The sequence below is a fragment of the Microlunatus speluncae genome (assembly GCF_009299835.1).
GTDB classification, from domain to species: domain Bacteria; phylum Actinomycetota; class Actinomycetes; order Propionibacteriales; family Propionibacteriaceae; genus Microlunatus; species Microlunatus speluncae.
Window position 1 is genome coordinate 305,793 of the sequence record NZ_VKCZ01000001.1, and the last position, 22,726, is coordinate 328,518.

Consider the following 22,726-nt stretch of genomic DNA (forward strand, 5'->3'; position numbering starts at 1 on the left):
CGATGGTCTGGGGTGAACGTACCAGCGAAGGCTTGACCTGGAGTGCACTCCAGGGTGCAAGGTGAAGGTATGAGTGATCAGGGACCGGACGGGACGTGTGGCGTCGGCGAGCTCACGCTCAAGCCCGGCGAGAGGCTCAGCATCGGGCAGGTGGCCGAGCTGACGGGGCTGAGCCACGACACGCTGCGCTGGTACGAGCGCGGGGGACTGCTGGAGAGCGTGACCCGCGACTCGGGCGGGCGTCGGCAATACAACCAGCGCGATCTGCGCCGATTGTTGTTGCTGATGCGACTGCGGACGACCGGCATGCCGGTGAGTGAGATGCAGCGCTATGCCGGGCTGATGAAGGCCGGACCGTCCGCCGACCGGCAGCGGGCCGAGCTGCTCGAGGCGCATCGCGATCGCGTGCTGAGCCACATTGCTGATCTTGAACGTGATCTGGAGATGATCAATCGCAAGATCGCCTCACACCGACGGGGAGTGGCGCAGGCCGCCGCAGGCTAGCCCGTCCCGCCCCAGATTTTCACCCGCTGGTCCCGGCCCACTCCGGCCGGGACCCGACCTCATCGACCCACGAACGGGGAGACCTTCGCATGCAATACCGCACCATCGGCAACGGCCGGACCGTTAGCGCCCTCTGCCTCGGCGCCATGAACTTCGGCACTGTGACCGACCCGGAGATCGCGATCAAGATCCTTGATCGTTTCGTCGCCGCCGGCGGGACGTTCATCGACACCTCCAACAATTACAGCCAGTGGCACGGGCTCGGCGGCGAGAGTGAGGAGCTCCTCGGTGGCTGGATGCGCGACCGCGGCAACCGCGACGACCTGGTGATCGCCACCAAGTGCGGTGCCCGGACGACCGTGCCCGGCGGCGACCCGATCGAGAACTGGGAGGGCCTCGGCACGGAGGCGGTCAGCTCGGCGGTCAAGGGCAGTCTGGCGCGGCTCGGCGTCGACCGGATCGATCTCTACTACGCGCACATCGACAACCGGGCCACGCCGCTGGAGGAGACGGTCGAGGCGTTCGGGCGGCTCGCCGCCGACGGCGTCGTCGATCTGATCGGGTGCAGCAACACCGCCGCCTGGCGGCTGGAACGGGCTCGGCAGTTGGCCGCGGATCGCGGGCTCGCGCAGTATTCGGTGATCGAGCAGCATCACACGTACCTGTGGCCGAGTCCGCTGGTGCAGGGTCGCGCCCAACGGCTGGGCAGCCCCAACTACACGCATGCCGGCGTCGAGCACTTCGACTATCTCCGGGAGCATCGCGACCTCACGCTGGTGGCGTATTCGCCGTTGCTGGCCGGATCGTACGGGCGCCCGGAGCGACCGTTTCCGGCCGAACGGGGGTACGCGCATCCCTCCGCCTACGTCCGGTTCGAGGTGTTGCGGCAGATCGCGCAGGAGCTGGGCGCCACGCCCAATCAGGTCGCGCTGGCCTGGCAGTTGCAGCACGATCCGGTGATCATTCCGCTGTTCGGGGCGTCGTCGCTGGGACAGCTCGACGAGGCCCTGGAAGCGGTCGAGCTGAGGCTGGACGAGGAGCAGCTGGAGCGGCTCGACAACGCCTGACCGTGGGCCATTAGGTTGGCCGGCATGGAGCAGCTGGTGGGTGCGATCGCGTTGCCCGACGAAACGTTGGTACGGGGCCGCGGCCGACGGCAGGCCGTGCCGGCCGGCCCGGTGCCCGAGTACGGGCTGTGCCTGGGCCGCTTCTCCCCGCGCCGGCAACCGGACTGGCCGGCCGACTGGATCGACTGGCCCGACTTCCGGCTGCCGCGAGACAACGCGGCGGCGGTCGAGTTGATCAAGAAGACGTACGACCTGGCCCGGACCGGGCGGCGAGTCGAAGTCAGCTGTGGCGGCGGCAACGGTCGCACCGGGACGGTGATCGCCTGCCTGGCCGTCCTCGCCGGGCACCCGGCCGAAGACGCGGTTGCCTGGACCCGGGAGCACTACCGGCGGCACGCCGTCGAGACCCGCGGTCAGCGTCGCTGGATCGCCTGGTTCGCCGAGTCGGTTTAAGAGACACGCCCTAAGCTCGGCGGGTGGATGAGAAGGCACTGAACGACACCGTTTCCGCCTGCCGGACCTTGATCGAATCCAGGTTCCCGGACGACCCCGAACGCGGAGCGGCCGCCGTGCTGCTCGGCGACGGAACGATCGTCACCGGGACGAGCCCGGACTTCAACAACCCGAGCACGGCGGTCTGTCATGAGTTGGAGCCCTATTGTGCGGCGTTCCGGCTGGGGCAGAAGATCATCGCCTCGGTCTGTCTGCACCGGACGCCGGAGGGGAAGTTCCTCGTCCTGAGCCCGTGCGGCGTCTGCCGGGAACGGTTGGCTGATCAGGGACCGGACGTCCTGGTGGCCGTCGCCGCCGACCGGGACCCGACCCGCGTCCGGTGGCTGACGCTGGCCGAGTTGCTGCCGCACTACTGGTTGACCGCGTTCGCGGAGGAGGCAGCCACGCCCTGGGTCTGACCCGCGAGCATTGGGGAAATTCCGGCCGGGAGTACCCGGCGGGGAATTCCCCGATCCTCAGCGCGCGGTGAGGTGGCCTCTGATCACCGCGATCGCCCTCGCGAAGAACGGATGATCGGTCGGGCGGGTGAGGAACTCGGCCAGGGCATACAGGTCCAGGGCGAGGCTCAGCTCGCGCCAGTCGTCCGGCAGGTCGGCGTGCGCGGCATAGCCGGCGACGAACCCGTCCGCGTACGGGCCGCCGGTCTCGTCCGGAAAGCGCAGCATGTTGCCGATGTCGACCAGCGGCGAGCCGCTGAACGCGAACTCCCAGTCGAGCACCGCGGTCACCCTCCAGTCGTCGCCGACGCGGGCCGCGAGCAGATTCTTCGGGTTGAAGTCGGAGTGCACCAGCCGGCTCGCTCCGTGCACCGCCGCCAGCCGCGGCTCCCAGTCGGCGGCCAGACCGCGGAGCCCGTCCACCTCTGCTTCGGAGAGCGCCGACTCGACGTTGCCCCTGGCCAGGCAGTTGTCGACGAACGCGGCGAGCCCGGAGGCCGGCTCCATCCCCGGAGGCCCGGGCTCGAGCTCGGGCCCGGTGAAGAATCCTGGCGCCGCGAACGCGACCGAACCGATCCGGGCCAGGACCTCACCGACCGCGATGCCGATCAGCCGGGCCTCGGCCAGTGACGAGCGGGCGAGCAGCTCGCTGCCGAGCGTGCCCGCAACGAACCGGGACAGCACCACCGGGGCCCCGGCCGTCGCGCCTTCGGTGTCCGCGGCGACGATCTCGGGGACCGGGACCACCCCGGCCAGTCGCCGCGCCAGCGCGACCTCGACCGCCGAGGTGTTGCCGCGCAGATAACGCCGCAGCACGTAGCGGTCGTCGCCGCTGCGGACCAGCAGGGTGTCGTTGCTGAACCCGCCCGCCAGCCGTCGCACCTCGTCGATCCGCCGGCCGGGCAGCGCGTCCTCGGTCAGCCAGGCCCGGACCCCGTCGTCGATCATCACCGCATCGTGCCGGCCGGCGACGACATCATGATCATCCCTCCACGACCGCCTCGGCGGCCCGGGCCCGCGCCCGGCTCCACTCCACCACCGTGTGCAAGATCAACGTGGCGGCCAGCACTCCGGCGGCGACGATCAACAGGCCACCGGGCGCTGAGCCGGCGGTCAGCGCGATGCCGCCCAGGCCGCCGCCGAGCGCCGAGCCGAGGGAGATCGCGCTGCCGTTCAGCGCCATCACGATCGCCGCGGACTCGGGAGCCATCGCGGCCAGCCGGGCCTGCTGCGGCACGGCGGCACCACCGTTGCCGACTCCGGCGACGAAGAACCAGATCAGGCCGAGCACCGCGACCGCGGCCAGCGGAGCGAAGGCGAACGTGACCGCGCCGAACACCGCGTTGGCCAGCAGGCCGATCAGGATGATCGTCAGCACCCGGACGGCCCCGAACCGGTCGGCCAACCGCCCGGTGAACGTGTTGCCGACCAGGCTGGCCAGACCGTAGCCGAACATGATCAGGATGATCATCCAGCCCGCGGGATGGGTCGGCCCGAGGATCAGCACGGCGAAGGTGAAGCAGGTGTAGCTGGCGCACAGGATGCCGGTGGTCACCAGCAGTCCGGAGACCAGCCGCACCTGGCGCAGCGGACGCAGTCGCTGGGCCAGCGTGGTCACCGGCAGATCGAGGTGTGGCAGCTTGATCAGGATGCCGATCAGCGCGACGGTGCCGACCACCGCGACCATGATCAACGGGAACCGCCAGCTGGACTGACCGAGCACCAGACCCACCGGCACACCGAGCGCGGTCGCGGTCATCCAGCCGCCGAGCACGAATGACAACGCCTTGCCCCGATGGCGTTCCGGCACCAGATGGATCACGTAACCGCTGATCGCGGCGTTCAGCAGGCTGGCGCCCAGCGCCGCGACGACCCGGCCGCCGAGGGCCATGGCGTAGGTCGGGGCCACCCCGGTGATCACGTTGCCGATCACGAACACGGCCAGCGACAGCCCGATCGTCCGACGCCGCTCCCAGCCACTGGTGGCCGCACCGAGGATCGGGGCGGCCAGGGCAGCGGTGAGCGCGAAGATCGAGACCAGCTGCCCGGCCAGGGCGTCGGTGACCGACAGGTCGACGGCGATGGTGGGCAGCAGCCCGGCCAGCACATAACCGTCGATGCCGGTGGAGAACGTGGCCACGGCGAGCCAGATCAGGGCGTGGTACGGAAGCTTCGACGTCGACGCCGGCGGCGAGGTGGTCACGACGCCGCGTTACGAGGTGCCGAGGACGTCGGTCAGGAAGGCGATCGCGGGCGGGTAGGCGTCCAGCCGGTTGACCCGCTTGGCCAGCCCGTGGCCCTCATCGTGATACACCCGGAGCTCATTGCGGATGCCGCGCTCGTCCAGGGCGGCGCAGATCTGCTCGGCCTCCGACAGTGGCACCCGTGGGTCGTTCGCCCCGTGGATCACGAACAGCGGGCTGACGAGTTGATCAAGGTAGGTGATCGGCGACGCCTTGATCAGGAACTCCCGGTCCCGGTCCAGCCGGCCGTATTCCCGCTCCCGGTAGGCCCGCCGATAGCCCGACGTGTTTTCCAGGAAGGTGACCAGCGAGGAGATGCCGACGATGTCCACCCCGGCGGCCCACAGATCCGGCTGCATCGTCACCCCGGCCAGCACCATGTAGCCGCCGTAGGAGCCGCCCCACAACGCACTCCGGGCCGGATCAAGCTCGAGTTCCGGCAGCCAGGCGTGCAGGGCGGCCAGGTCGGCGACCGAGTCGAGCCGGAGGTCGACGTCGTCCAGGCTGACCCAGCGCTTGCCGTAGCCGTTGGAGCCGCGGACATTCGGCACCAGGACGGTGAAGCCGACCGCCGCCAGAGCCTGGATGACCGGGCTGAACACCTGCATGGCCAGGGCTTCCGGACCGCCGTGGATGTGCAGCACGGAGGCACCGGCCAGCCGAGGGTCGGCCCCGGCCGGCGGGTGGTGGACGAAGCAGGGCACCTGTTCGCCGTCCGGCGTCGGCACCCGGTGCACGCTCGGCGCCGACAGTTCCAGGTCATCGGGAAGTTGGGCCCGGCCGTCGATGATCAGGACGGCTTCGCCGGTCCGGGCGTCGACCCGAAAGATCGAGCCCGGATCGGTCGGCGCCGTGATCAACATCGCGAACGCCGAGGAGTCGTGGGCCCAGACGATCGACGGGATCCCGTTCTCTCGCGTGGTCACGTCGACCCGGTGGCCGCCGTCCGCGTCGTGCACGCTGATCGTGACCGCGCCGTCGACCAGGTGTCCGACGGCCAGCGCCGAGCCGTCCGGTGACACGTCGACCAGCAGATCATGATCATCGGCGGCGACCAGCTCCTGCCAGTCCGCTCCGTCCGTCCCGACCCGGACCACCGCCGCGAACTCCCGATCATGGTTGGAGCTCATGATCACGGCGTCGTCGCCGGCGGCCCAGGCGACCGAGCGGTGCTGGGCGTGCTCGTCCGGATCGGTAATCGGGCCGGATCGGGCCCCGGCCAGGAACACCGCGGTGCTCGCCGGCTGCAGGGTGAGGCTGGTCACCGCGACGCTCTGCTGATCATGGGAGGCGGTCACCATGGCGACGTAACCGCCGTCCTCGTACAGCACCGTCTCGGAGCCGCTGCCGAGGTCCCGGACGATCACGTCCATGTCGACCGAGTTGCGCCGGTTGGTGGAATAGATCACCGACGTCTCGGTGACGTCCTGCAGGACGTGCATGAACTCCGGATCCCGGACCAGCGGCGTCAGCTCGGCCAGGCCGTACGGTGCCCGGTCGGGCTCGATCGTCAGCAACGACAGCTGCATCCGCTCGTCCCCGTCGGTGTCGTGCTCGACGACGACCCGGCGCGGCGACGACCCCGGGACATAGCGCCCGGAGCAGCGCGAGGGCAGCTCGGTCAGCGGTGTGCGGGATCCGTCGGTGCCGAGCTCGACCAGCTGCAGCGAACCGCGCTCGTCGTTGCCGGCCAGGATGCGGCCGTCGGGATCGATGTCGAAGACCTGCCAGGTCTGCAGGTCGAGCAGGGCGGTGATGATCGAATGCGGGTCGCGCGTCACCGGTTAAACGTATCGCCGAGGGCCGCGTCGCCGCAGCCCGGCCCGTACGCTGTCGAGGTGACTGTGACCCTGAACGACAAGGTCCGGGCGCTGGTGGACGGCCGCAACTACGCGGTGCTGGCCACGGTGAATCCGGACGGCTCACCGCAGACCTCGCCGATGTGGATCGATCGGGATGGCGACGACGTGCTCTTCTGCACGGTCGCCGGCCGGCGGAAGGATCGCAACCTGCGCCGCGACCCGCGGGTCAGCATCACGATCTTCGACCTGGCCGACCCGGAGAGCTACGCCGAGATCCGCGGCACCGCGACGATCACCGAGGAGGGCGGCTTCGCGTTCGACGACAAGCTGTCCTGGAAATACGACGGCAAGCCGAAGGACCCCGACCCGGAAGGGTTCGTCCGGGTGATCGTCCGGATCACGCCGACCAAGATCACCGGCTACGCGGCCGGATGATCACTCCGGGTAGGCCGCGGGCCTGGTCGCCGGATCGCCGTCGGTCGCCGCGGCCAGCCGGGGCACCGCGATGTCGAGCAGGAACGGCAGGCTGAGCGGAGAGTTGAAGCCGAGGGCCGCGGCAAAGTCGTTGTCGAAGGCGCCGAGCCCGACATAGCGGCCCTCGCGGACCACCGCCAGCCGCTGCACCACGTCGCGCTTCAGATCGGCGGCGGCGACGCCCTCGCCGAGCAGCACGTCCCGGTCGAGGGTGTCCAGCTTCTCGTAGCTGACCTCGCCGCCGGTGGCGTCCACCGCGAAGCCGAGCTGGGTCAGCCAGCCGGTCCGGTAGTCGTCGGCGCCCATGCTCCAGACGCCGGAGGCGGAAGACCCGAGCAGGAACGCCGCCCGCTTGCCGGCGAACTCCGGATGCGCGGCCTTGGCCGTGTCGAAGGCGGCGGTGGTCCGCTCGATGATCGCCGCCGCCTCGTCGACCCGGCCGAGGGCCTGGCCGGTCTGCCGGGTCTGTTCGTCCCACGGCGTCGCGCCGTCCGGATGATCGGCGGTCTGGGCCAGGGTCGGGGCGATGCCGTTCAGCAGGCCGTACGCCTCCTCGTCGATGTAGGAGTTGATGCCGAGGATCAGGTCCGGCTCGAGCTTGGCCACCTGCTCGAGATCGAGGTCCTGCGCGCCGACGGTCGGCAGTTGCTTGCCGCGTACGTTCTCCGGGGCCCACGGCCGGTCCGGGGCGGGGTAGCCGAGGAACTCCCGGACGCCGACCGGCTCCACGCCCAACGCCAGCGCGAAGTCCTGGTCGTTGAAGCCGACCGTGACCACCCGCTGCGGCTGCTCCGGGATCGTCGTACTGCCGAACTTGTGCTGCAGGGTGACCGGGAATCCGGCGCCCGCCGGAGCAGTGCCGGGCGGTGCCGAGTCCGGTCCCGCGGACGGTCCGGCGCACCCGGCGACGGCGGTGAACAATCCGAGGAGCAGCACGGCGAGGGCGATCCGGGTCGACCGGAGCGGGCGAATCATGTCGCTAAGGCTAACCTAACTAACTTGGCTGGTCGGGCGGAGTCCGGTTGGCTGGGCGTACGACGAGGGAGGGGAGCGGCCGGTGGGACTCGAGGACAACCCATTCGACTTCCGGGTGACCAAGGACGGCCGGGTGTTGATCAGTCGCGGCGGTCGCCAGGTGACCGTCGTGGCCGGACCGGCCGCGGACAAGCTGATCAGCAAGCTCGGCCAGAGCGACGACGAAGATCAACAACTGCTGGCCCGGATCACCGGCAACTACCGCCGCGGCAACGAGAAGCCCGCGAACCGGCGGACCTGAGCGACTGCCGGCGGCCCGGGCCGCGCGGTCGGCGTCCGGGGCCGGATAGACTCGTCCGACCTTGAGTACCGAGTGGATCCTGCTGGCCGTCTCCATCCTGCTGATGCTGGCCTGCGGCGTTTTCGTCGCCGCCGAGTTCGCGTTCGTCACCGTCGATCGGGCCACGGTCGACCGGGCCGCCGACCAGAACCAACGCGGCGCCGCCGGCGTCCAGAAGGCGCTGTCCTCGCTCTCCACCCAGCTCAGCGGCGCCCAACTCGGCATCACCCTGACCAACCTGGCCATCGGCTATCTGGCCGAGCCGGCGCTCGCGACGCTGCTCCGGCCCCCGTTGACCGCGCTCGGCGTGCTCAACGAGATGGCCGTCGGCGCGATCGCCTTGGCCGTGGCGTTGATCGGCAGCACCTTGATCACCATGCTGCTGGGCGAGCTGATCCCGAAGAACCTGGCCTTGGCGCTGCCGTTGCGGATCGCGATCGTGACCCAGTTCTGGATGCGCGGCTTCACCCGGGTGATGGGCTGGCCGATCCGGTGGCTGAACGGTGCGGCCAACGCGATCCTGCGCTTCAACGGGATCGAGCCGCAGGAGGAACTGCGATCGGCCCGGTCGCCGAACGAGCTGCGCTACCTGATCCGCCGGTCCGCCTCCGAGGGCTCCCTGGAAGGGCCGACCGCCGACCTGGTCGATCGCAGCATCGCGTTCGGAGACCGGACCGCGGCCGACGTCCGGGTGGCCCGGGTCCGGGTCCGATTCCTGCAGGCCGGTGAATCGGCGGCGGACCTGATCCGCGCGACCCGGGAGACCGGCTACTCGCGGTTTCCGGTGATCGGCCGGGACACCGACGACGTGCTCGGGCTGGTCCGGCTGCGCCAGGCGCTGATGATCGAGCCCGAACGGCGGGACCGGGTCCGGGTCGGCGAGCTGGTCGAGCCGCTGCCCCGGGTGCCGGACACGATCGAGCTCGACCCGCTGCTGACCGAGCTGCGGACCGCGCCGCACCAGGTCGCGCTGGTCGTCGACGAATACGGCGGCACCGACGGCATCGTCACCCTGGAGGACCTGGTCGAGGAGATCGTCGGCGAGATCGACGACGAACACGACCCGCAGGCGACCGCGGCCAGTCCCAAGCGCGGCGGCAGCTGGACGCTGTCCGGGCTGCTCCGGCCGGACGAGGTGACCGAACAGACCGGGGTCAAGCTGCCCGAGCACGCCGACTACGAGACGATCGCCGGGCTGGTGGTGCACCGGCTGGGCCGGATCGCCGGTCCCGGCGACGCCGTCCGGGTGCGCGGCGAGCGGGCCGAGCGCACCGAGGAGTTCGTACCGGAGCCGGTGCTGGTCGAGTTGCGGGTCGAGCGCGTCGTCCGGCGGCGGATCGACCGGCTCCAGCTGACCGTCGTCGACGACGATCCCGGTGACCCGGAGGACTCGGCCGAGGCGGGGGAGGACCGGCGATGAACCTCTGGGCCGGGCTGGTCCTGACCGTGGCGCTGCTCTTCGGCAACGCCCTGTTCGTCGCGTCCGAATTCGCCCTCGTCTCCGCCCGCCGGTCGAAGATCGAGCCCCTGGCCGAGGGCGGCCGCTGGTCGGCCCGGCTGGCGATCCGGGCGATGGAGCAGGTCAGCCTGGCCATGGCCGGCGCCCAGCTCGGCATCACGCTGTGCACCCTCGGCCTCGGTGCCGTGTCGGAGCCGGTGATCGCGCACGCGATCGAGCCGCTGTTCTCCCTGGTCGGGATCCCCGAGTTCCTGGTGCATCCGATCGCGCTGGTGCTGGCCACCCTGCTGATCGTCTGGTGCCATGTCGTGCTCGGCGAGATGGTGCCGAAGAACGTCGCGCTGGCCGGCCCCGAGCGGGCCGCGCTCGCCCTGGGCCCGTTCATGCTGGTGGTGATCTTCCTGCTCAAGCCGGCCGTCGTCGGGCTGAACGGCATCGCCAACGGCGCGGTCCGGCTGCTCCGGGTGCAGCCCAAGGACGAAGTCAACTCGACCTTCACCCACGAGGAGGTCGCCGGTTTGGTCGACGAATCCCGCCGCGAAGGCCTGCTCGACGCCGACGAATACGGCCTGTTGTCCGGCGCCCTGGAGTTCGAGCAGCACACCGTGCAGCAGGTCCTGCTGTTGCCGAACGACCTGAGGTCAGTGCCGCCGGAAGTGACCCCGGCCGACCTCGAACGGCTCTGCGCCGAGACCGGCTTCTCCCGCTATCCGGTGGTCCGCGACGGCGCCTTCATCGGCTATCTGCACGTCAAGGACATCCTCGGCGCCGACGACCGAGACGCCCCCGTCGCCGAATCCCTGTTCCGCAGCCTGCCCGTCCTCGCCCCGGAGACCCGCCTGCACGACGCCCTGCGCACCATGCAGGACCAGGGCGCCCACCTGGCCCGAGTCGCCGCCCCCGACGAATCCACCCTCGGCCTAGTCGCCCTCGAAGACGTACTCGAGGAACTGGTCGGCACCGTCAGCGGCTGACGTCGCCCTCATTCCGAGCACAAACGCGTCAGTTCCACTCATACGCGGCAATTGCAACTGACGCGGATGAGTGCAACTGACGCGTTTGGGCTCGTCGACCGACCGGGGTCAGAAGTAGTCGCGGATCTGGAGGGCGGGGGCGCCGAAGGCGCCGTCCCAGAGGGAGTCGGTGGCGGGGTCGCCGCCGGTGAGCAGGCCGGCGGCGCGGAGTTCGGCGACGGGGAGGGCGCCGGCGTAGAGGGCAGCCAGGCCGCGGGCGGTGAACTGCCGCTGCTCCGGTTCGGGGCGGATCCGCTCGCAGCGGCCGCGGCCGCCGGCCACTCGGAGGCGGTAGCTGCCGTTACAGGCGTCCAGGAAGTGATCGGCGACCGAGAAGTCGAGGACCGCCTCGAAGCCGTACCGGTAGCCGCGCTTGGTCAGGGCGCCGGCGATGTCGATGACATTGATCATGTACGGGCTGCGCTTGATCACTTGCCAGTCGAGGGCGGGCAGCAGGGATCTGATCACGTCGAAGCCGGCGGTGGTGATCTTGATCGCCGGTGTCACCGAGGCGAAGGAGCCCAGCGTCCGGAGCAGGCCGCGGTAGGCGTCCGGGGTGGTGGCGATCACTTCTTCGAGCTTGATCGAGGAACCCGGCCCGTATTCCCCGCCCCGGTCCCAGAGTGCGTAGCCGGTGATCGTTCCATGATCATCGAGTGCGACCGTGACTCCGGTGAAGTCGTTCAGCAGGCCGTCCCGGTCGGAGGCGAAGGCCGCGCCCTCCCGGGTCAGCGGACCGTGCTGGGTCGCGGCCCAGGCGCCGTAGCAGTCGAAGATCGCCGGTACGTCAGCCGCGACGGCGCGCCGGACCGAGCCACCGGCCGGGGCGTCGACCGCCGCCAGCACCGCGGTCGGCACCTCGACCTCGACCAGGTCACCGACCACCTCGTAGCCGAACCGGCGATAGATCTTCGGCGCGGTCGGAAACAGGCTGGAGATCACCGCGCCCCGCTCGTGCGCCCCGGCCAACAGCGCGCCGAACAGGGGCGAGAGCAGACCCCGGCCGCGATCCTCGGCCGCGGTGGTCACCCCGGCGATGCCGGCGGTGGGCACCCGGCGACCGCCGATCCAGGTCTCGAAGTAGCGGTCCAGCATCCGGGCGCTCAGCCGCTCGGTGCCGGAATCGTCGGTCAGGAAGGCGCCGTACCAGCAGCGCCCCTCGCCGGCGACGGGCGGCGGCGGCTCGGTCGGCGGGGTGCCGGGAGCGCCGAAGGCCTCCCAGCCGAGGCGGCGGGACGCCTCGGCGTCATCGTCGGTCAGCGGTCGCGCGGAGACGGTCACCCGGCGACAGTAATCGGCTCGGGCGGGTCGGTCGACCTGCTTTCACCCGGTTTGATCACTCGGAGAAGCGGGTGGGATCCGGTCGGCCCTTCGACAGGCTCAGGGAACGGAACAAGCAGGCTCAGGGAACGACGAAGGGTCAGGCCTGGCTGAGGCTGGGCCGGACGATGGGTTGGCCGGCGAGCTTCTGCTCGCCGTTGGCGACGCCGATCGCCAGCGCGCGGCCGAAGAGGGCGGGGAAGCGGGACGGCATCATGGACAGCTGCTGCGCGCCGCCGATCGAGATCGAGGTCGCGATCAGCGCGTTCCGGCCGGCCTGGGTGCCGTAGACGGTGACCGGCTCCCGTTCTTCCGAAGACCTGCTGTGCAAGGCTTTCAGCCGGTCGGTGACGTAGGAGATGTCGCCCGGCGCGAACCGGCTGATCAGATTCTGCACCCAGCTGAGCACGGTCCCGCCGGCATGGGTGCGCGGGCCGCCGACCTGATTGGCGGCGAAGCCGATCAGCTCCTGCAGCCAGCTGATCACGCCGGGCTGGGACATGCTGATCACCCGGTACGTGTCCCGGACGCCGGCCGGGCCGGGCGCCTCGAAGACGGCGAACAGGGCATCGCCCATCAGGTTGTTCCGGGTCGTCGTGCTGACGTTCAGGTTGACCTCGCTCAGGCCCTTGATCGAACCGGAGAACACTCCGGCCGAGACCGAGCTCATCGAGGCGGTGCCGCGGCCGGTGGACCGGGCGCTGCCGTACGAGCTGGAGAAGGAGGTGCCGAACATCCGCAACTGGTGCGACATGGTGCCGTTGATCGCGCCCTCGGTCTGGGAGTCGAAGTGCCGCTCGATCTCGACCAGCCGGGCACCGCTGATGGTGGCGTCGCCCTCGACCAGCCGGTACGCCGACTCGGCCGGCTCGTGCCACAACTCCCCGAGCGACTCGTGCAATGCGTCGGCCAACGCCCAGTCCCGCTTGTTGAAGCGCTTGGACCGGACCTCGCCCGCGATCCCGACGATGAGGAAGATCACGCCGAGCAGACCGAGGATGCCGATGAAGAGCTGGAGCGCGATCGCCATCCCGGCCCGTTGGATCGGGTCGCTGCTGTAGAGCACCGTGACCGGGATCGTGATCGCTGCCCAGACGACGAGAAGCACGATCCCCCAGACGAGAAGGCTCCGCTTCCGCATCGACAGCGCCATGGGCGACATGCGCCGGGTTTCCGCCATGGGGATGACAATACTGAAAGTTCTGGGACTCGGTATGGGCGAGGGATCGGCCGGGTAGGTTGCGGCTGTGCGCGCCGAATCGAACGAACCCGAAACGATCAGTCTGCTGCGGACCGAGGCCGAGCAGCGGGCGGCGACGATCTCCGTGTCGGCGATGCGGGTCGAGCTCGACCTCGGCACCGCGGCGGCGGTGCCGGGAGCGGAAGCCGGTGAGGCGTTCGCCTCGACCTCGACGATCGGCTTCCGGGCGACGCCCGGCGCCGCCACCTTCGTCGATTTCAAGGGTCGGCGGCTGGTCTCGGTCACCCTGAACGGCGCCCCGGTGTCGCTCGATCGGTGGCGCGGCGGGCGGATCGAGCTGACCGGCCTGCAGGCGGAGAACACGCTGGTGATCACCGGCGAGATGGCCTATTCCAGCGACGGGGAGGGTCTGCACCGGCATGTCGACCCGGCCGACGGCAACACCTATCTCTATGGGATGTCCTTCCTGGACGCGGCGCCGCGCTGGTTCGCCTGCTTCGACCAGCCGGACCTGAAGTCGCCGTACACGCTGCGGGTGACGGCGCCGGAGCACTGGACGATCCTCGGCAACGGGCCCAGTCGTTCGGTGAGCCCGGGCGTCTGGGAGCTGGTCCAGGACAAGCCGCTGTCGACCTACTTCGTGACCCTGGTCGCGGGTCCGTACGCGTCGGTGTTCCAGGAGCACGCGAGCGACGGTGCGGAGCCGATCAAGCTCGGCTTCCACGTCCGGGCCTCGCTGGGCCGCGAGTTGGAGGCCGAGGCGGCCGACCTGATCGAGGTCACCGGGCAGTGTTTCGACTTCTATCACCGCACGTTCGGCGTCCGTTATCCGTTCGGCGAATACCACCAGTGCTTCGTGCCCGACTTCAACGCCGGTGCGATGGAGAATCCGGGCTGCATCACGATCCGCGATTCGCTGATCTACCGCTCCCGGGCGACCACCGCCGAACGGGCCGGCCGGGCCGGACTGATCGCGCACGAGATGGCGCACCAGTGGTTCGGCGACCTGGTCACCATGACCTGGTGGGACGACTTGTGGCTGAACGAGTCGTTCGCCGAGTACGCCGGGCATCGCTGCTGCACCGAGGCGACCCGGTATCCGTTGTGGATCGAGTTCGGCCTGCGCAAGGACTGGGGCCGGATCGCCGACCAGTCACCGTCGACCCACCCGGTCGCCGGCAACGGCTCCGACGACGCGCAGTCGGCATTGCAGGACTTCGACGGGATCTCCTACGCCAAAGGCGCGGCCGTGCTGCGGCAGCTGGTGGCCTATCTGGGCGACGACGTCTTCCTGGCCGGGCTGAAGGACTACTTCGAACGGCACGCGTACGGCAACGCCTCGTTCGCCGACCTGATCGGGGCCTGGACCCGGGCCGGTGCCGACGGACTGGACGACTGGGCCCGGAGCTGGCTGCGCACCTCGGGTCTGGACACGATCGCCGTCGACGAAGGGTCGGTCCGTCGCGTCGTGCCTGTTGATCATGTCGCCGACCGGACGCACGCGATCGAGGTGGCCGCTCTGGATGCGGCCGGAGCGGTCGCCCAGCGGATCCCGATCCGGCTCGCCGGCGAGCCGGTGCCGGTGGCGATCGAGACCGCGGGCGCGGCGGTGATCATCCCGGACTCGACCGATGAGACCTGGGCCAAGATCAGGTTCGGCGACCGGGCCTGGCCGATGATCATCGACCTGATCGGCAAGATCACCGATCCGTCGATCCGGTTGGTGATCTTCAGCGCTGCCCGCGATTCGGTCCGCGACGCCGAGCTCGACCCGGTCGAGGCGCTGCGATTGATCTTGGACGGGGCGCCGTCCGAGCCCGAGGACATCGTCTGGCAGTCGATGCTGTCGTTCGCCCGGTCGGAGCTGACCGGGCCCTACAGTCCGCCGGCGGACCGGGCGGCGCGGCTGGCCCGGTTGCACGCCGTGGTCCGCTCCGAGCTGACCGCCTCGGCCGCCGGGTCGGACCGGCAACTGCTGGCGTTCCGCTCCGCGGTCCACAGTGCCGCCGATCCCGAGCTGCTCCGGTCCTGGCAGTCGGGCGCCGTCCTGCCGAACGGGGTCGAGCTCGACCCGGACCTCACCTGGTCGCTGGTGTCCCGGCTGAGCGAACTGACCGGTGACGCCGGGCTGATCGACGCGCAGTCGGCCGCCGACCGGTCGGCGTCGGCCGAGCAGCACGCCGCGCGGGCCCGGGCGGCGCTGCCGACCGCGGCGGCCAAGGAGGCGGCCTGGCACCTGCTGATGGAGCCGTCCACGGCCTCGGCCTATCAGGTCTACGCGACGGCGGAGGGCTTCTTCCGGCCGGATCAGACCGAGCTCACCGCCGACTATGTCGAGCGGTTCTTCGCCGAGGTGGGCCGGACGGCCGAATTCCGCTCCGGCTGGGCCCTCAGCCGGGTCCCCGCGCTGGCCTTCCCGTACCTGTCGGCCACCGAGGAGACGCTGGCGCTGGCCGAGCGGACCCTGGCCGAGCAGACCCTCGCCGACCCGATCCGGAGGTCCCTGGTCGACGGCACGGATCGACTCCGGCGGGCGGTGCGGTCGCGCCGGGAATTCGGCTGATATCGATAACAGGACCGCTGGTCACAATCTTGTTGCGCGTCCGACCGGTTCAGCACCACGCCTTGCGGTTTTACGCAACGATGGCCTAGAAATGGTCAAGCCGCGCAGTCAGGAGCGCGGTCGTTTCGCGCCCGTAACCCGGGCGCCCTTTGGAGGAGGAGACGTTTCATGCGAGGACGAACTCGCGTAGCGCTCGCGGCAGCCATCAGTGCCTTGGCGCTCGTTGCGACCGCCTGTGGCACCGGTGGGAACACCCCCACCGATCCGGGTGGAAGCGAACCGGCAGCCGGCGGAGGAGAGATCTCTGTCCGCGGTTGTACGCCCCAGAACCCGCTCGTCGCCGGCAATACGGCCGAGGTGTGCGGTGGCAACATCCTGGACGTGTTCACGGCGAAGCTGATCCATTACGCGCTCAAGGACGCGGCGCCGGAGAACGACATCGCCGAGAGCATCGAGACCGACGACAACATCAACTTCACGGTCAAGCTCAGGCAGGGTTACAAGTTCCACGACGGCACCGAGGTGAAGGCTCACAACTTCGTCGATGCCTGGAACTACACCGCCGCCGGCGCCAACGGCCAGCAGGCCAGCTACTTCTTCGAGCCGTTCGAGGGCTACGCAGACGTCGCTTGCCCGAACGAGGAGTGCTCGCCGAAGCCGAAGTCCGATAAGTTGTCCGGTCTGAAGGTGGTCGACGACTACACCTTCACGATCAAGACCAGCGCAGCGGTCTCCAACCTGGTGGTGCGGCTGGGCTACACGGCCTTCGCCCCGCAGCCGGACTCCTTCTTCGAGGACCCGGACAGCTTCAAGACCAAGCCGATCGGCGCCGGGCCGTATCAGGTGGACTCGGTGGAGGACACCCAGATCGTGCTGAGCAAGTTCGCCGACTACTCCGGTGAGCACGTCGGCAAGCCGGACAAGATCACCTTCCGGATCTACAACGACCCGTCGGCCGCCTACACCGACGTGGTGGCGGGCAACCTGGACGCGACCGACGTCATTCCGCCCGATCAGATGGTCGACGACCTCTTCAAGACGGATCTGCCGGATCAGAACCTGGTCAAGGAACAGGGCGTGATCCAGGCGATCGGCTTCTCGCCGACCGATGAGCAGTTCAAGAACCGTGATCTTCGCCGGGCGATCTCGATGGCGCTCGACCGGGAGTTGATCACCACCCAGATCTACAACGGCAGCCGGATCCCGGCGGACAGCTTCGTCTCACCGGTGGTGAACGGTTACAAGCAGGGCGCCTGTGGCGAGTGGTGCCAGTTCAATGCCCAGAAGGCCAAGGAGCTGTACGACAAGGCCGGCGGCTACAAGGGCACGCTGACCTTCGGTGTCAACCAGGACGGCGGGCACAAGCCGATGGCGGACGCGGTCTGCAACTCGCTGAAGAACGCGTTGGGAGTCGAATGCGCGGTGGAGATCACGCCGGACTTCAAGACCCTGCGTGATCAGCTGAACCGCAAGGAACGCAAGGGCATCTTCCGGCAGGGCTGGCAGATGGACTACCCGAACATCGAGAACTTCCTCACCCCGATCTACGCCAAGGGTGCGTCGTCCAACGATGTCCGCTACGACAACCCGGAGTTCCAGGCCGACCTTGCGAAGGGCAACGCGGCCAAGACGCCGGATGAGGCGAACACCTTCTATCAGGCGGCCGAGGCCAAGCTGATCGACGACCTGCCGGCGTTCCCGACCTGGTTCGACGCGGCCGTGATCGGCTGGTCGTCGAAGGTGACGAACGTGAACACCAACGCGTTCGGCGTCATCGACTACGGACAGATCGAAGTCAAGCAGTGATCCTGCGCCGGGGGCGGCGGCCGGACGGTCGGCCGCCCTCGGCGTAGGCACGTTTCGAATCTGGCCCTAGCGAGGGAGTGCGCGCATGGCAACGTTCATCGTGCGCCGGGTGCTGCAGATGATCCCGGTGTTCCTTGGCACGATCTTCATCTTGTATTTGGCGGTGTTCGGGCTCGGTGACCCGATCTCCGGCCGTTGCGGCGAACGGCCCTGTCAGCCCGGCTACATCGCGAAATTCACCGAGGAATACAACCTGGACCAGCCGCTGCCGATTCAGTACCTGCTCTACGTCGGCAAGCTGCTGCAGGGTGATCTTGGCACCAACTTCTACGGCAACGAGGTCGCCCACGAGTTGGCGATCCGGTATCCGACGACGATCAAGCTGACCGTGATCGCGATCACCTGCGAGGTGATCATCGGCATCACCGCCGGCGTCCTGGCCGGCATCCGCAAGGGCCGGTTCCTGGACAACCTGGTGCTGGTCAGCACCCTGTTCGTGATCTCGATCCCGGTCTTCGTGATCGGCACCGTCTCCCAGCTCGTCTTCGGCATCCGACTGGGGTTCCTGTGGGAGATGATCTTCGGCCCGAAGTCCGGCTTCTTCTCCCCGACGGCGACTGAGGGCACCTGGGCCCAGTTACTCCTGCCGGGCTTCGTGCTCGGCACCCTGTCGGTCGCTTTCGTCTCCCGGCTCACCCGGGCGTCTCTGGTGGAGAATCTGCGCGCGGACTATGTCCGCACCGGGCGGGCCAAGGGCCTGACCCAGCGCCGGGTGATCGGCGTGCACACACTGCGCAACTCGCTGATTCCGGTGGTGACCTTCGTCGGCACCGACATCGGCACTCTGATGGGCGGCGCGGTGGTCACCGAGCGGATCTTCAACATCAACGGCATCGGCGGGTTCATCTTCCGCAGCGTCAACCAGAAGGACGGCGTCTCCGTGGTCGGGGCGGTCGTCGTGCTGGTGCTGGTCTACCTGATCATGAACCTGATCGTCGACATCCTGTACGGCGTCCTGGACCCGAGGATCGGCCATGGCTGAGACGACTGTCACGCCCCAGGTCGATCAGAGCACCGCGGCAGCGGTCGCCCCTTCGGGCGGTCCCGCCAACCGCTCGCTCTGGTCCGACGCCTGGCGAGAGCTGCGCCGGAACCCGATCTTCTGGATCTCCGCGGTGCTGATCGCAATCATCCTGTTGATGGCGATCGTGCCGCAGTTGTTCACCCAGACCGATCCCAACTTCGCCGACCTGCGTCGCGCTCGGGAGTCGCCGTCGTTCGACCGGGCCTGGTTCGGGATGGACCAGCAGGGTTATGACGTCTACGCCCGCACCATCTACGGTGCCCGTTCATCCTTGATCGTCGGCCTGCTGACCACAGTGATGACCGTGATCATCGGCGGCGGCATCGGCACCATCGGCGCCTACGTCGGCGGCTGGGTCGATGCGGTGCTGTCCCGGATCGGCGAGATCTTCTTCGCCATCCCGCTGATCCTGGGCGGTCTGCTCTTCCTCTACCAGTTCCCCAACCGGGCCGGCGATCCGTACCTGCAACTGGTCGGCAAGGTGGTGCTGGTGATGGTGATCATCGCCTGGCCACAGACTGCCCGAGTGATGCGATCCAGCGTGCTGCAGGTGAAGCCGAACGACTACGTGCAGGCCGCGCGGGCGCTCGGCGCCAGCCCGGCCCGGTTGATCATCCAGCACATCCTGCCCAACGCGGCCGCGCCGTTGATCGTGGTCGCCACGATCAACCTCGGCGTGTTCATCGCCACGGAGGGCACGCTGTCGTTCCTCGGCATCGGGCTGCAACCGCCGGCGATCTCCTGGGGGCAGGCGATCGCCGACGCCTCCGGGCTCGGACTGATCCGGACCGCGCCGCACATGCTGCTGTTCCCGAGCCTGTTCCTGTCGATCACCGTGCTGGCGTTCATCATGCTCGGCGACGCCGTCCGCGACGCGCTCGATCCGAAGCTCCGCTGACCCTCCTGGGGAGGTCCGCAGCTCCGCTGCACACATTGGGAGGTTGTATGACCGAGTCCACGACGGACACCAGGCTGGTCCCGTCCGGGACGGCCTGGCAGCCGATCGACGGCACGCTGCTCGAGGTGGAAGACCTGCAGGTGGAGTTCCGCACCCGGGACGGGGTGGCCAAGGCGATCAACGGGGTCTCCTTCGACCTGAAGGAGGGCGAGACCCTCGCGATCCTGGGCGAGTCGGGCTCCGGGAAGTCGGTGACCGCTCAGGCGATCATGGGCATCCTGGACACCCCGCCCGGCTACGTCACCGGGGGTGAGGTGCGCTATTGCGGCACCGACATCCTGACCCTGCCCGAGGAACGGCGCCGGGCCATCCGCGGCGCCGAGATCGCGATGGTCTTCCAGGACGCGCTGTCCGCGCTCAATCCGGTGTTTCCGGTGGGCTGGCAGATCGCCGAGATGTTCCGCAAGCACCGGGGGATGAACCGCTCCGATTCGTTGCAGCAGGCGGTCCGGCTGATGGAGCGGGTGCAGATCCCGGCCGCGCGGCAGCGGGTCAAGGCCTTCCCGCACCAGTTCTCCGGCGGGATGCGGCAGCGGATCATGATCGCGATGTCGATCGCGCTCGACCCGGCGATCTTGATCGCCGACGAGCCGACGACGGCGTTGGACGTGACGGTGCAGGCGCAGATCATGCAGTTGCTGGCCGAGTTGCAGGAAGAACGCCGGATGGGTTTGATCTTGATCACCCATGATCTCGGGGTGGTCGCCGACGTGGCCGACCGGATCTCGGTGATGTATGCCGGCAAGATCGTCGAGTCGGCCGAGGTGTTCGACCTGTACGCGACTCCGCTGCATCCGTACACGAAGGGACTGTTGGAGTCGATCCCGCGGCTTGATCAGAAGGGGCAGGACCTGACCGCGATCGGCGGCCTGCCGCCGAACCTGATGAACATCCCGGACGGGTGCGCCTTCAACCCGCGCTGCCGCTACGCCGCTGACATCTGCCGGTCCGACCCGCCGCCGCTGCTGCGCGAGGTCGGCCGGGACCGGCACAGCGCCTGCCACTTCGCGGAGACCCTGGCCGAGGGAGCAGCACCGCGAGCCCGGTCGGGGGAGCGGCCGCGCGACGGGTCCAGGGTCGATCCCGGATCCGCGTTCGATCCCGGGGCGTCGCCCACCATCCATCGTGGGGAGGAGTTGAGGTGAGCGAGGTCATCCTGCGCGCCGACAACCTGTTCAAGCACTATCCGATCAAGGCCGGCGTGCTGCGCCGGACGGTCGGCTACGTGAAGGCCGTCGACGGGGTCTCCTTCGACCTGCACAAGGGCGAGACGCTCGGCATCGTCGGCGAGTCCGGCTGCGGCAAGTCGACGCTGGCCCGGCTGCTGGTCGGGTTGGAGGAGCCGTTCCGCAGCCATGCCGACAAGCGCGAGGGCTCCGGCCGGTTGTTGTACGGCGACGTGGACGTGACCCGGCTGTCCGGGGCGGCCTGGCGCCGGGCCCGGCGCGACATTCAGATGATCTTCCAGGATCCGTACACCTCGCTGAACCCGCGGAAGACGGTCGGCGACATCGTGGCCGAGCCGTTCCACATCCACCCGGACGTGGTGCCCGCGGCGCAGCGCCGGGCCAAGGTGCAGGAACTGCTCGACCTGGTCGGCCTCAACCCCGAGCACATCAACCGCTATCCGCACCAGTTCTCCGGAGGTCAGCGGCAACGGATCGGGATCGCCCGCGGGCTGGCCCTGAACCCGAAGATCCTGGTCTGCGACGAGCCGGTGTCGGCGCTGGACGTGTCGGTGCAGGCGCAGGTGGTCAACCTGCTGGAGCGGCTGCAGCAGGAGCTCGGGCTGGCCTACATCTTCATCGCGCACGACCTGTCGGTGGTCCGGCACATCTCCGACCGGGTCGGCGTGATGTATCTCGGCACCATGGCCGAGATCGGCGACGAGGACCAGATCTACTCCCGGCCCACCCATCCGTACACCCAGGCCCTGCTCTCGGCGGTGCCGGTGCCCGATCCGACGCTGCGCAACAGCCGGGACCAGATCGTGCTCACCGGTGACGTGCCCAGCCCGGCCAATCCGCCGGCCGGTTGCCGCTTCCACACCCGCTGCTGGCGGGCCCAGGACCGGTGCGAGGTCGAGGTGCCGCAGTTGATCATGCGCCCGGACGGCGCCGGTGATCACGCCTCGGCCTGCCACTTCGCCGAGGTCCGCCAGGTCGTCTGATCATCGCGGCCCGGCCCGACCGCGGTCGAGGCTTCGTGAGGTCCGGTCGCGAAACTTCGCCACAGGTCGAGAAATGGCGCTGCCCGGCTGGTTGTGGGATGCAAACCCCGGCGGGGCTGCTGATGGGATGATCATTCGGTGACTATGGAAACGGTGCCGGTCCGCGAGCGGATGCTGGCCGCGTCGCTGACGGTGCTCGCCGCCGAGGGATCGGCGGCGGTCACGGCTCGCCGACTGGCGGCCGAGGTGGGCGTTTCGACGATGGCCGTCTACACCCACTTCGGCGGGATGGACGGTGTCTGGCACTCCATCGTCGAAACCGGCTGCCGGCAACTCGTCGCGGGCTTCGAAACCGTCGGCGAGTCCCGGGATCCGGTGGCCGATGTCGCCGCCTTCGGCTCCGTCTACGTGCTCCGGGGGCTGACCGAACCCGAGATGTATCGAGCGATGTTCACCGATCCGCGGCTGAGTGAATACACCGACGTGCTGGCCGACGAGGCTCTGGACCGGCTGGTCGAGGCCGTCGGCCGGTGTGCCGGCGGCGGCCGGCTCGACGCCATGGACCGGCGGGCCGTCGAGGGGCTGGCGTACCAGCTGTGGTTGCTCTGGCACGGTGCGGTCAGCCTGGCCCTGGTCGGGATGCTCAAGCCGAAGCAGGTCCGGCAGTCGGTGACCGACGGCATGATCAGCGCCTTCGCCGGTCACGGTGACGACCGGCCCCGGGCCGGCCGGTCGGTGCGGCGCGGACTGCGCGGCCTGGACGCGATCGAGAAGGCCGGATAACAGCGTTATATGCT

At 69.1% G+C, this 22,726-nt stretch carries 21 protein-coding genes; 15 read left to right on the plus strand and 6 right to left on the minus strand.

Translation table 11 applies throughout. The annotated features are described in order from the left end of the window. The first annotated feature begins 69 nt into the window (after positions 1-69). The 4 genes from FNH24_RS01415 to FNH24_RS01430 all read left to right on the plus strand — a co-directional run bounded on the left by FNH24_RS01415 (position 70) and on the right by FNH24_RS01430 (position 2,482). Positions 70-504, plus strand: coding sequence for a MerR family transcriptional regulator (locus FNH24_RS01415; protein WP_152360336.1), 435 nt, complete (start codon positions 70-72; stop codon positions 502-504). Between the two features lie 89 nt (positions 505-593). After that, positions 594-1,571, plus strand: a complete 978-nt coding sequence (locus FNH24_RS01420) for an aldo/keto reductase (protein ID WP_152360337.1) — start codon at positions 594-596, stop codon at positions 1,569-1,571. A 24-nt stretch (positions 1,572-1,595) separates the two neighbouring features. Beyond that, positions 1,596-2,024 carry a protein-tyrosine phosphatase family protein gene (locus tag FNH24_RS01425; protein ID WP_152360338.1) on the plus strand — a complete coding sequence of 143 codons (429 nt, stop codon included), beginning with the start codon at positions 1,596-1,598 and terminating at the stop codon, positions 2,022-2,024. Positions 2,025-2,047: 23 nt separating this feature from the next. Next, positions 2,048-2,482 (plus strand): cytidine deaminase, encoded by a 435-nt coding sequence (locus tag FNH24_RS01430; RefSeq protein ID WP_152360339.1) that lies wholly within the window; start codon positions 2,048-2,050, stop codon positions 2,480-2,482. Between the two features lie 57 nt (positions 2,483-2,539). On the opposite strand, the gene FNH24_RS01435 is transcribed toward FNH24_RS01430, so the two are convergent. The 3 genes from FNH24_RS01435 to FNH24_RS01445 are packed head-to-tail and all read right to left on the minus strand — an operon-like array spanning position 2,540 to position 6,545. After that, the gene (locus FNH24_RS01435; protein ID WP_152360340.1) at positions 2,540-3,469 is read right to left on the minus strand and encodes a phosphotransferase family protein; all 930 of its coding nucleotides are present in this window, start codon (positions 3,467-3,469) and stop codon (positions 2,540-2,542) included. 34 nt (positions 3,470-3,503) lie between these two features. Further along, positions 3,504-4,724, minus strand: coding sequence for an MFS transporter (locus FNH24_RS01440; RefSeq protein WP_152360341.1), 1,221 nt, complete (start codon positions 4,722-4,724; stop codon positions 3,504-3,506). A 9-nt stretch (positions 4,725-4,733) separates the two neighbouring features. Further along, a complete protein-coding gene (locus tag FNH24_RS01445; protein ID WP_246186695.1) occupies positions 4,734-6,545 on the minus strand; it encodes a S9 family peptidase in 1,812 nt (603 codons plus the stop codon). 57 nt (positions 6,546-6,602) lie between these two features. On the opposite strand from FNH24_RS01445, the gene FNH24_RS01450 reads away from it, so the two are divergent. Further along, on the plus strand, positions 6,603-7,001 hold the full coding sequence (locus FNH24_RS01450) for a PPOX class F420-dependent oxidoreductase (protein ID WP_152360342.1): 399 nt from the start codon (positions 6,603-6,605) through the stop codon (positions 6,999-7,001). Here the strand turns inward: FNH24_RS01450 and FNH24_RS01455 are convergent, their stop codons facing one another. Then, the gene (locus FNH24_RS01455; RefSeq protein WP_152360343.1) at positions 7,002-8,015 is read right to left on the minus strand and encodes an ABC transporter substrate-binding protein; all 1,014 of its coding nucleotides are present in this window, start codon (positions 8,013-8,015) and stop codon (positions 7,002-7,004) included. It abuts the gene before it with no gap. 82 nt (positions 8,016-8,097) lie between these two features. On the opposite strand from FNH24_RS01455, the gene FNH24_RS01460 reads away from it, so the two are divergent. The 3 genes from FNH24_RS01460 to FNH24_RS01470 all read left to right on the plus strand — a co-directional run bounded on the left by FNH24_RS01460 (position 8,098) and on the right by FNH24_RS01470 (position 10,788). Beyond that, a complete protein-coding gene (locus FNH24_RS01460; protein ID WP_152360344.1) occupies positions 8,098-8,316 on the plus strand; it encodes a hypothetical protein in 219 nt (72 codons plus the stop codon). Between the two features lie 61 nt (positions 8,317-8,377). Then, positions 8,378-9,775 carry a hemolysin family protein gene (locus FNH24_RS01465; RefSeq protein WP_246186696.1) on the plus strand — a complete coding sequence of 466 codons (1,398 nt, stop codon included), beginning with the start codon at positions 8,378-8,380 and terminating at the stop codon, positions 9,773-9,775. Continuing rightward, a complete protein-coding gene (locus tag FNH24_RS01470; protein ID WP_152360345.1) occupies positions 9,772-10,788 on the plus strand; it encodes a hemolysin family protein in 1,017 nt (338 codons plus the stop codon). Before FNH24_RS01465 ends, FNH24_RS01470 begins: the two co-directional genes overlap by 4 nt. Before the next feature lie 108 nt (positions 10,789-10,896). Here the strand turns inward: FNH24_RS01470 and FNH24_RS01475 are convergent, their stop codons facing one another. Next, positions 10,897-12,108, minus strand: a complete 1,212-nt coding sequence (locus tag FNH24_RS01475) for a GNAT family N-acetyltransferase (protein ID WP_152360346.1) — start codon at positions 12,106-12,108, stop codon at positions 10,897-10,899. Positions 12,109-12,247: 139 nt separating this feature from the next. Further along, positions 12,248-13,327 (minus strand): hypothetical protein, encoded by a 1,080-nt coding sequence (locus tag FNH24_RS01480; protein ID WP_152360347.1) that lies wholly within the window; start codon positions 13,325-13,327, stop codon positions 12,248-12,250. A gap of 67 nt (positions 13,328-13,394) precedes the next feature. Here FNH24_RS01480 and pepN point away from each other — a divergent pair, with 67 nt between their 5' ends. From pepN to FNH24_RS01515, 7 genes are all read left to right on the plus strand, one after another. After that, the gene (gene pepN, locus FNH24_RS01485; protein ID WP_246186697.1) at positions 13,395-15,911 is read left to right on the plus strand and encodes an aminopeptidase N; all 2,517 of its coding nucleotides are present in this window, start codon (positions 13,395-13,397) and stop codon (positions 15,909-15,911) included. A 168-nt stretch (positions 15,912-16,079) separates the two neighbouring features. Then, complete coding sequence (locus FNH24_RS01490) at positions 16,080-17,717, plus strand: peptide ABC transporter substrate-binding protein (protein ID WP_152360348.1); 1,638 nt, start codon at positions 16,080-16,082, stop codon at positions 17,715-17,717. An 85-nt stretch (positions 17,718-17,802) separates the two neighbouring features. Next, entirely contained in the window at positions 17,803-18,759 is a 957-nt protein-coding gene (locus FNH24_RS01495) for an ABC transporter permease (RefSeq protein WP_152360349.1), read from the plus strand. Further along, on the plus strand, positions 18,752-19,699 hold the full coding sequence (locus FNH24_RS01500; protein WP_152360350.1) for an ABC transporter permease: 948 nt from the start codon (positions 18,752-18,754) through the stop codon (positions 19,697-19,699). The genes FNH24_RS01495 and FNH24_RS01500 overlap by 8 nt, the downstream gene beginning before the upstream one ends. Before the next feature lie 47 nt (positions 19,700-19,746). Continuing rightward, positions 19,747-20,904, plus strand: a complete 1,158-nt coding sequence (locus FNH24_RS01505; protein ID WP_152360351.1) for an ABC transporter ATP-binding protein — start codon at positions 19,747-19,749, stop codon at positions 20,902-20,904. Then, on the plus strand, positions 20,901-21,929 hold the full coding sequence (locus FNH24_RS01510) for an ABC transporter ATP-binding protein (protein WP_152360352.1): 1,029 nt from the start codon (positions 20,901-20,903) through the stop codon (positions 21,927-21,929). Before FNH24_RS01505 ends, FNH24_RS01510 begins: the two co-directional genes overlap by 4 nt. Before the next feature lie 144 nt (positions 21,930-22,073). Further along, on the plus strand, positions 22,074-22,712 hold the full coding sequence (locus FNH24_RS01515; protein ID WP_246186720.1) for a TetR/AcrR family transcriptional regulator: 639 nt from the start codon (positions 22,074-22,076) through the stop codon (positions 22,710-22,712). Positions 22,713-22,726: the final 14 nt, after the last annotated feature.